Below are 8,302 nucleotides of genomic sequence, written 5' to 3' on the forward strand. Positions count from 1 at the left end.
GCAAGGTCGCCGCCCACAAGGTGACCCACCCGCCCGGCTGCGGTTCGCACGGAACAGGAAGGACGCCCCAGAACCCTCAGCTCAACGCCTGCCTCAGAAACTCCACCTGCAACAACAACAAGTTCTCAGCAACCTGCTCCTGAGGCGTCATGTGCGTAACCCCGGACAACGGCAACACAGTGTGCGGACGCCCAGCCGCCAACAACGCACTGGACAGCCGCAGCGTGTGCGCAGCCACCACGTTGTCATCAGCAAGCCCGTGAATGATCATCAACGGCCGCGACAGCTTGTCCGCATCGTCGATCAAAGAGTTCGAGTCGTATACCTCAGGCTTCTCGTCAGGATGCCCGAGATACCGCTCCGTGTAGTGCGTGTCGTACAACCGCCAGTCGGTGACCGGCGCCCCGGCGATCCCGGCGTGGAACACATCGGGCCGGCGCAGCACGGCCAACGCCGACAGATACCCGCCATAGGACCAGCCGCGGATCGCAACGCGCGTGAGGTCGAGATCAGGCTCAACAGCCGCAGCAGCCTGGAGGGCATCGACCTGGTCTTCCAGGGTGGCGCCGGCGAAGTCGTAGGCGATGGCGCGTTCCCAGGCGAGCCCACGCCCAGGCGTCCCCCGCCCGTCGGCGACGATCACCGCGAAACCCTGATCCGCCAACCACTGCGAAGCCAGGAACGCGTTCTGCGAGGACACCACCCGCTGAGCGTGCGGACCGCCATACGGGTCCATCAGGACCGGGAGCTTGGTACCCGGCTGGTGGTCACGCGGCAGCAGGAGGGCAGCCCGAAGCCCCCGCTCCCCCAGCGTCAGCAGGCGCGGGGCGGCCTTGAGCACCGGCGTGTCGGCCCACGACTCGATCTCGTGTTCGCCGACGGTGGCCCGCACGCCGAACCGGTCCAAAGTGGCCGATGCGAGCACAACGGTGTCACCGCCCCGAATCGCGGTGTGCACACCGTCCTCAGTGGACAGCTTCTCGACCGTGGTGCCGACCGAGTAGACGTGGGTCTGAGTCGGGTCGTCTCCGGAAGCGGCGACCAGAATCGACTCGTCGGAGATGTCGAGCACCCGACGAACCTGAATCCCGGACGTCACGACGTCGTCGCCGACCTGAAGCGCGTACTCGTCCCCGGAGCCGACGATCCGCACCAGCCGGCCATCCGGCGTCCAAGCGGGAGCGCCGCCCGTGACCTCGACCCACACCGGGTCGGTCTCGACAGCGAGCTCGGACACCGACCCGGTGTCGGGCGCCAGCGAGTAGATCCGACGAGTCCGCTGGTCACGGCTCTGCGTGGTGATCAGCGGAGCCCCACCGGACGACCAGTGCACGTCGTTGAGGTAGTCGAACTCGAGCAGCACCGGGACGAACGTGCCGTCCAGCGACACCACGTGCAGCGACACGTTCGCGTTGGCGGTGCCGGCGGCCGGGTAGGCGATCTCGGTGGCGGCCGTGGCCGGGTTCGCCGGGTCCGCGATGTACCAGCGCTGGACCGGGGCGTTGTTCACGCGCGCGGCGATGAGGCGGGTGCCGTCCGGCTCCCACCAGTAGCCGCGGTAGCGCGACATCTCCTCGGCCGCGATGAACTCGGCCAGGCCGAACGTGACGTCCTCACCGTCCGGCACTGCCACGGCGAAGTCGTCGCCCGACTCCAGCTCGACGACCCGGAGCGTGCCGCGCGTGACATATGCCACACGCGTGCCCGTCGGGTCGACTCGCGGGTCGATGACGCCGCCACCGGTCGGCAGCTCGCGGACGGAACCCTTCACCAGGTCGGCCACGAACAGGCGGCCGGACAGGGCGAACGACGCGACCGTCGCGTCCTTCGACAGGGCGTACCCGACGATGCCCGCGCCGGACTCCCGTGTGCGCTCGCGGCGGGCCTTCTCCTCGGCAGGCAGGTCCTCCGGGTCGGTCAGCAGCTGGGCCGGGTCGGCCAGCAGCCGTTCGACACCGGTGGCCGCGTCCAGCTCCCAGAGTCCGTTCGCACGGCTCGTGGCCGTGGCCGGACGCAGGAAGAAGACACGTGCCCCGTCTGACGACACCGCGAAGGTCCTGGGTGCGCCTACGGTGAACCGCTGAGTGCGCGCCTGTTGGCGCGGGAAGGAGATGTCGTTGCCCACCCGCCCACACTAACCCGAGGGCCCTCGCAAGGCCGGTGCTACGAGCAGCCTCACCTGGCGCGATACAGACCCGGCAGGGGTTGTGGACGCGCAGGCTAGCCGCACGGGCCTCAGGACGAACCCGGCGAGGTCGTGGACGTCCCAACGCCAGGGCAAGCCCCACAAGGGTTGCGGACGCGCGGCATCGTCACCTGCCACACCGCGTCGCTAGCTCACACGGCTCTTCGGAGGCAAGGGGACGAACCCGCTCGTACGCCGGACGTACTCGGCGTAACCGGGGCGGCGCGACACGATGTCCTTCTCCAGCAACGGTTTGCCCGTGCCCTTGGCGAGCAGCAGCGTCATGATCACCGGGCCGACGATCGTGAGCGCGGACAGCCACGAGTGCAACGCGAACAGGTACAGGCCCCACCACACGACAGCGTCACCGAAGTAGTTCGGATGCCTTGTGTAGCGCCAAAGTCCGTGATCCATCACGGCGCCCTTGTTCGCCGGGTCCGCCCGGAACCGGGAGAGCTGCCAGTCGCCTACGGCCTCGAAGGCGAAGCCGACCATCCACACGCCAGTGCCCATCCAATCTAGCACTCCGAACGGGGCCGAAAGATGCTGCGCGGCCTGCACCGGCAGCGACACGATCCACATCAGCACGGCCTGGATCAGGTAGACGCGGTACATCCGCAGGCGCGGATTTCCCTTGGCACGCCTCAAGATGTCCTGATATCGCGGGTCTTCGTCCTTGCCGGAGTTGCGCACGAAGATGTGCACTCCCAGGCGTACGCCCCACACCGCTGTGAGCCCGGCAACCACCCACTGCCGACTTGGTTCGCCCTCCGCGAACAGCAGCGTGACCACCGCGATCACCGCGAAGCCCGGACCCCACGCGGAGTCGATCAGGTCGTACCGACCACGCGAGTCCGCGTACAGGAACAGGCCACTGAGCAGTACGAACACGACCAGGAAGCTGATCAGGTAGCTCATCGCGCCACCAGCTCACGACGCACCCGCGGCATGCCGCTGCGCCCGTGCTCGCTCCTGCGCACGGCCAGGATCTGGTCCACGCCCATCCGCCCTTCCTCGAACGTCAACGCGCCACCCGCGAGGTACAACCGCCACACGCGCGCCTGCCCCTCGCCGACCAGCGCGACGACCTCGTCCCACCGATCTTCCAGTGTCTGCGCCCACGCCCGCACGGTCCACACGTAGTGCTCCCGCAAGGCGTGCACGTCCCGGATCTCCAGGCCGGCCGCCTCCAAATGCCCTGTGGTGGCACTGACAGGTCGCATGTGCATGTCCGGCGCGACGTACGACTCGATGAACGCACCACCGCCGGGTGCGTTGCGGCCGCGCGACATCTGCTGCAACAGCAACCGTCCCTCTGGCTTCAGCAACCGGTACAAGGTCGCGGCGTACGTCGGGTAGTTGCTCTCACCGACGTGCTCGCCCATCTCGATGGTGGAGATCGCGTCGAACGGTTCGTCGAGCACCTCGCGGTAGTCCTGCAGCCGCACCTCGACCTGGTCCTGCAAGCCTTCCGCGGCAACGCGTCCGAGGATGTGGTCACGTTGCTGTGCGGAGATCGTGACGCCGACAGCGCGCACGCCGTAGTCCCGAGCCGCGTGGATGATCATCGATCCCCAGCCGCACCCGACGTCCAACAGCCTCATCCCTGGCCGCAGATCGAGCTTGCGGCACACCAGATCCAGCTTGTGGTGCTGCGCCTGGGCCAGTGAGTCCTCAGCGGACGTGAAGTACGCGCACGAGTAGGCCATGCTCGGATCGAGCACGAGCTGGTAGAACGCGTTGCTCAGATCGTAATGGTGCGAAATGGCGTCGCGGTCGCGCGCCTTGGTGTGCAGAGCCCCGCGCAACCGCGCCTCCTCGCGAGGCGCCGACGGGTTGGGACCCAACACTTTCAGCTGCAATGCAAGTTTCACGACCTCCGCCACACGGGGCCGCCGCGTGACGCCACGCCGCACCAGCCCCCAGATCTGCGAGAGGCCCTCAGCGAGATCACCCTCCACGTCGAGCTCGCCACTCACGTACGCACGCGCGAGGCCGAGCTCGTTCGGACTCCACACGAGCCGCCGCAGCGCGTCGCGGCTGCGGATCACGAGCACCGTCCCGTCCTGCGGCCCGGCCACGCTCCCGTCCCACGCCCGAATTCCGATCGGCAACGCCGAACCCAGCACCCGCTCGGCCATTCCTGCCAGCTGACCAGCGACGACCACCCTGCACCTCCTGCACGACCTGGCTCCGCCAGACGTTCGAGACGGGAAGAGGTTCGGTTCGTTTCTGAACCGAGACGCAACCACGCCCGTATGGCCTCGATAGAGCGAACGACGGACAAGGAGGACATGAGTGTGATCCGACGTAACCGCATTGCCATCGGGCTCGCCGCGGGACTGGCAGTTGTGCTGGGTCTGGGTGTCTGGAGTGCCACGGGCAGTGGCACGAACTCGAAGCCGGTGGCACAAACCGAAACCGACCTGGGCATCCTCGGCGACTACGGCGACGCGGGTCAGGACCCGGTACTCCAGCAGCCCGCGCAGGCGCCCGAAACCCCTGCTCAGCAGGCAGCTCCGGAAACGCCGGCCCCGGCCGCGCAGCCTCCCGCCGCGCAGCCACCCGCCGCCGCTCCGGTCAGCTCGTTGAAGCTGGTCGGCAAGACGGTCGACAAGATGGGCCTGGTCGTCCAAGACGGTGACGGCCGGACCATCTACCGCTTCGACAAGGACACCCCGCAGCCGGACACGAAGTCGAACTGCAACAACCAGTGCGCCGTGACCTGGCCGCCGTTCCTGTCGGACACGGTTCCCCAGCTCGAGGGCATCGACCCCGCCCTGGTGAAGCTGATCACCCGCGCGGACGGCAAGAAGCAGGTCGCGATCGGCAACTGGCCGGCCTACACCTACTCGCAGGACCCGGGCCCGGGCAAGTGGAAGGGCCAGGGTGTCGGTGGCACCTGGTTCGTGATGCAGCCCGACGGCAAGCGCAACGTGGAATGCCTGCCCCCTGGCGTGACGGCTCCCGCCGCGTAACCCCAAAGCATCCCGTTAGGACGGTCCATCTGAGACACACAGCACTCTGAACGGACAAACCCCGGCCCTGGGGAAGGGGCCGGGGTTCCCGTCGTTCCGCTCTCGTTCCGCAAGAGGGGCCCGCCTGGTTCAGGCGGGCCCCTCTTGCGTTCGTCTGGTAGCGTTTTTATCTAGCCAGATAAATTCGGGGGACGATGTGGAGCACACGGGCAGAACGGCGGCGCGGCGGACGCAGATCGTGCGCGCGGCGATCGAGACCATCGCGGAACTGGGCTACGACCAGGCGACGTTCGCGCGGATCACCGAACGGGCGGGGCTGAGCAGCCCGCGGATGATCTCGTACCACTTCGCGGACAAGAACGACCTCCTGCGACAGGTGGTGATCGACGTCTTCACGGCCGCGGCGCACGTCATGGGACCCGCGATGGCCGCAGAAGCCACCTGGAAGGGCAAGCTGCGCGCGTATCTGACGTCGAACCTGCGGTTCCTGCGCGATCACCCGAAGGAGATCGTCGCGCTCACCGAGATCGGCCCGCACCTGCGCACGTCGTCCGGGGAGGGCTACACGAGCACGACCAGCCAGGACTTCAGCGTCACCGGCCTGGCCGAGTTGCTCGAGTCAGGCCAGGCGGCGGGCGAGTTCCGCGAGTTCGACACCCGCTCGATGGCCGTGCTGATCCGCGCTGCCGTCGACGCGGCCGCGCAACGCGTGCGCGACGGGTCCGACGTGGACCTGGACACCTACACCACCGAGGTGATCACCGCGATCGACCTCGCAGTTCGTCTGGGGGACGAATGTTCCGGAAACTAGCGATCGACCTGGTCGTACCCACGGCCGTCTACTACGGTGCACGGGCCGCCGGCCTGTCCCAGCTCTGGGCGCTGGTGTTGAGCGGCGTGGTGCCGGCATTGCGAGTTCTCTGGTCCGTGATCACCGAACGGAAGGTCAGCGGCCTCAACGCCTTCGTGCTCGGCGCGGTCGTGCTCGGCTTCGCGATGTCGTTCGTGACCGGCGAACCACGCGTGCTGCTCGTGCGCGCGGCATGGGGCACGGCGGCGTTCGGCGTCGTGATGCTGGCGAGCCTGTTCTTCAAGCGGCCGCTGCTGCACTCGATGGCGATGCTCGTGCTGCCAGAGGACAAGAAGCGGGTGTGGACGGAGAACTGGGAGAAGTACCCGGCGATCCGGCACGCGCTGCGCGGCTGCACCGCGATCTGGGGCGTGATCTTCCTGGCCGACACCGGGATCCGGGTCGGCATGGCGCTGACGTTGCCGATCGACCTGGTGCCGGTGCTCGACGACGTGCTGCTGGTCGTCCTGCTCGTGGTTCTCGTTGTGGTGCAACGGGTCTACTCGCGGACCATCATGCGCCGAGCCGGGTTGCGCATCAACGGCGTGCACGTCAGCCAGGCATGATCGCGCTCGTCACCGGTGGCGCACACGGCATCGGCGCAGCGCTGGTCAGGCGGCTCGTCGGCAGGGGTGACGACGTCGTGGTCGCCGACATCGATCCGGACGGTGAGGGCGGCAGCCTGTTCGTGCGGACCGATGTGCGCTCGTACGAGGACAACGAACGGCTCGTGGCCGCCGCTGTCGAACGGTTCGGGCACCTCGACGTCGCGGTGTTCAACGCCGGTGCCGCCGGACCGCGCTCCTTCAGCGTTTCCGGCTACCGCGACGCCATGCGGGTCAACCTCGACGCGGTCGTCTACGGCCTGGCCGCGTGCTCCGGGGTGCTGAGCGGCTCGGCGCTCGTGATGGCGAGCATCGCCGGGCTGACCGGCTCGCCCGACGTGTACTACGGGACGGCGAAACACGCGCAGATCGGGTTGGTGCGGTCGATCTCGCAGACCGCACCGGGCTATCGGATCAACGCGTTGTGCCCAGGGCTGGTCGACACGCGGGCGCTGGCGGCATACCGGTCGGAACTGGTGGCCGCGGGACTGGCGCTGGCGTCGCCGGACGAGGTCGCCGCCGCTGCCGAGACGGTGCTGGGCGACCGGCGCACCGGCCAGGTGTGGTCGGTGCAGGCCGGTCGCCCGGTCGAACTGGTGCCCAGAATCAGAGACTGAATCAGAGCGTGCTGTACAGCGGGTGCTTCGCGGCCAGCACCTCGACACGGGCGCGCAGCTCGTCGATCGCGGCACCGGGCTTCAGGGCCTCGGCGATCACGTCGGCGACCTCGATGAAGTCCACCTCGCCGAAACCGCGGGTGGCCAGCGCGGGCGTGCCGATGCGCAGGCCCGACGTGACCATCGGCGGCCGCGGGTCGTTCGGGACGGCGTTGCGGTTGACCGTGATGCCGATCTGGTGCAGCACGTCCTCGGCCTGCTTGCCGTCGAGCTCGGAGTTCACCAGGTCGACGAGGACCAGGTGGACGTCCGTGCCGCCGGTCAGGACCTTCACGCCCGCGGCCGCGACGTCCGGCTGCGACAGGCGGTCGGCCAGGATCTTCGAGCCTTCCAGCGTGCGGCGCTGGCGGTCGGCGAACTCCGGCGAGGCGGCGTGCTTGAACGCCACCGCCTTGGCCGCGATCACGTGCTCCAGCGGACCGCCCTGCTGACCGGGGAAGACAGCCGAGTTGATCTTCTTGGCGATGTCCGCCTCGTTCGACAGGATCACGCCACCACGAGGCCCGCCAAGGGTCTTGTGGGTCGTGGTCGTCGTGACGTGCGCGTGCGGCACCGGCGACGGGTGCAGACCGGCGGCGACGAGGCCGGCGAAGTGCGCCATGTCGACCATCAGGTAGGCCTCGACCGAGTCCGCGATGCGGCGGAACTCGGCGAAGTCCAGCTGGCGCGGGTAGGCGGACCAGCCGGCGACGATCAGCTTCGGGCGGTGCTCCTGCGCCAGGCGCTCGACCTCGGCCATGTCGACGCGGCCGTCGGAGTCGGCCACGTGGTACGGCACGACGTTGTAGAGCTTGCCGGAGAAGTTGATGCGCATGCCGTGGGTCAGGTGACCGCCGTGCGCGAGGTCCAGGCCCAGGATCGTGTCGCCGGGCTGCAGCAGCGCGAACATCGCGGCGGCGTTGGCCTGGGCGCCCGAGTGCGGCTGGACGTTGGCGAAACCGGCGCCGAACAAGGACTTGATGCGCTCGATGGCGAGCCGCTCGACGACGTCGACGTGCTCGCAGCCG

Annotated in this window: 8 protein-coding genes; 4 read left to right on the plus strand and 4 right to left on the minus strand. The window is 68.4% G+C overall.

What is annotated here, in order from left to right:
* Nucleotides 1-76: 76 nt before the first annotated feature.
* The 3 genes from UK23_RS47205 to UK23_RS47215 form a co-directional block, all read right to left on the minus strand.
* Nucleotides 77-2,125 (minus strand): S9 family peptidase, encoded by a 2,049-nt coding sequence (locus UK23_RS47205; protein WP_045318406.1) that lies wholly within the window; start codon nucleotides 2,123-2,125, stop codon nucleotides 77-79.
* A 207-nt stretch (nucleotides 2,126-2,332) separates the two neighbouring features.
* On the minus strand, nucleotides 2,333-3,103 hold the full coding sequence (locus UK23_RS47210) for a DUF1295 domain-containing protein (RefSeq protein ID WP_045318407.1): 771 nt from the start codon (nucleotides 3,101-3,103) through the stop codon (nucleotides 2,333-2,335).
* Nucleotides 3,100-4,326, minus strand: a complete 1,227-nt coding sequence (locus UK23_RS47215; protein WP_045318412.1) for an SAM-dependent methyltransferase — start codon at nucleotides 4,324-4,326, stop codon at nucleotides 3,100-3,102. Before UK23_RS47215 ends, UK23_RS47210 begins: the two co-directional genes overlap by 4 nt.
* A gap of 153 nt (nucleotides 4,327-4,479) precedes the next feature.
* Here UK23_RS47215 and UK23_RS47220 point away from each other — a divergent pair, with 153 nt between their 5' ends.
* From UK23_RS47220 to UK23_RS47235, 4 genes are all read left to right on the plus strand, one after another.
* Nucleotides 4,480-5,163 (plus strand): hypothetical protein, encoded by a 684-nt coding sequence (locus UK23_RS47220; protein ID WP_231115007.1) that lies wholly within the window; start codon nucleotides 4,480-4,482, stop codon nucleotides 5,161-5,163.
* 196 nt (nucleotides 5,164-5,359) lie between these two features.
* Nucleotides 5,360-5,974: a TetR/AcrR family transcriptional regulator gene (locus tag UK23_RS47225; RefSeq protein ID WP_045318408.1), complete on the plus strand. Its 615-nt coding sequence runs from the start codon at nucleotides 5,360-5,362 to the stop codon at nucleotides 5,972-5,974.
* Nucleotides 5,959-6,579 carry a VC0807 family protein gene (locus UK23_RS47230; RefSeq protein WP_045318409.1) on the plus strand — a complete coding sequence of 207 codons (621 nt, stop codon included), beginning with the start codon at nucleotides 5,959-5,961 and terminating at the stop codon, nucleotides 6,577-6,579. Before UK23_RS47225 ends, UK23_RS47230 begins: the two co-directional genes overlap by 16 nt.
* On the plus strand, nucleotides 6,576-7,235 hold the full coding sequence (locus UK23_RS47235; protein ID WP_045318410.1) for an SDR family oxidoreductase: 660 nt from the start codon (nucleotides 6,576-6,578) through the stop codon (nucleotides 7,233-7,235). The genes UK23_RS47230 and UK23_RS47235 overlap by 4 nt, the downstream gene beginning before the upstream one ends.
* 1 nt (nucleotide 7,236) lies before the next feature.
* Here the strand turns inward: UK23_RS47235 and glyA are convergent.
* The coding region (gene glyA, locus UK23_RS47240) for a serine hydroxymethyltransferase (RefSeq protein ID WP_045318411.1) at nucleotides 7,237-8,302 on the minus strand (1,066 nt) is incomplete at its 5' end.

The sequence above is a fragment of the Lentzea aerocolonigenes genome, assembly GCF_000955955.1.
Lineage (GTDB): Bacteria > Actinomycetota > Actinomycetes > Mycobacteriales > Pseudonocardiaceae > Lentzea > Lentzea aerocolonigenes_A.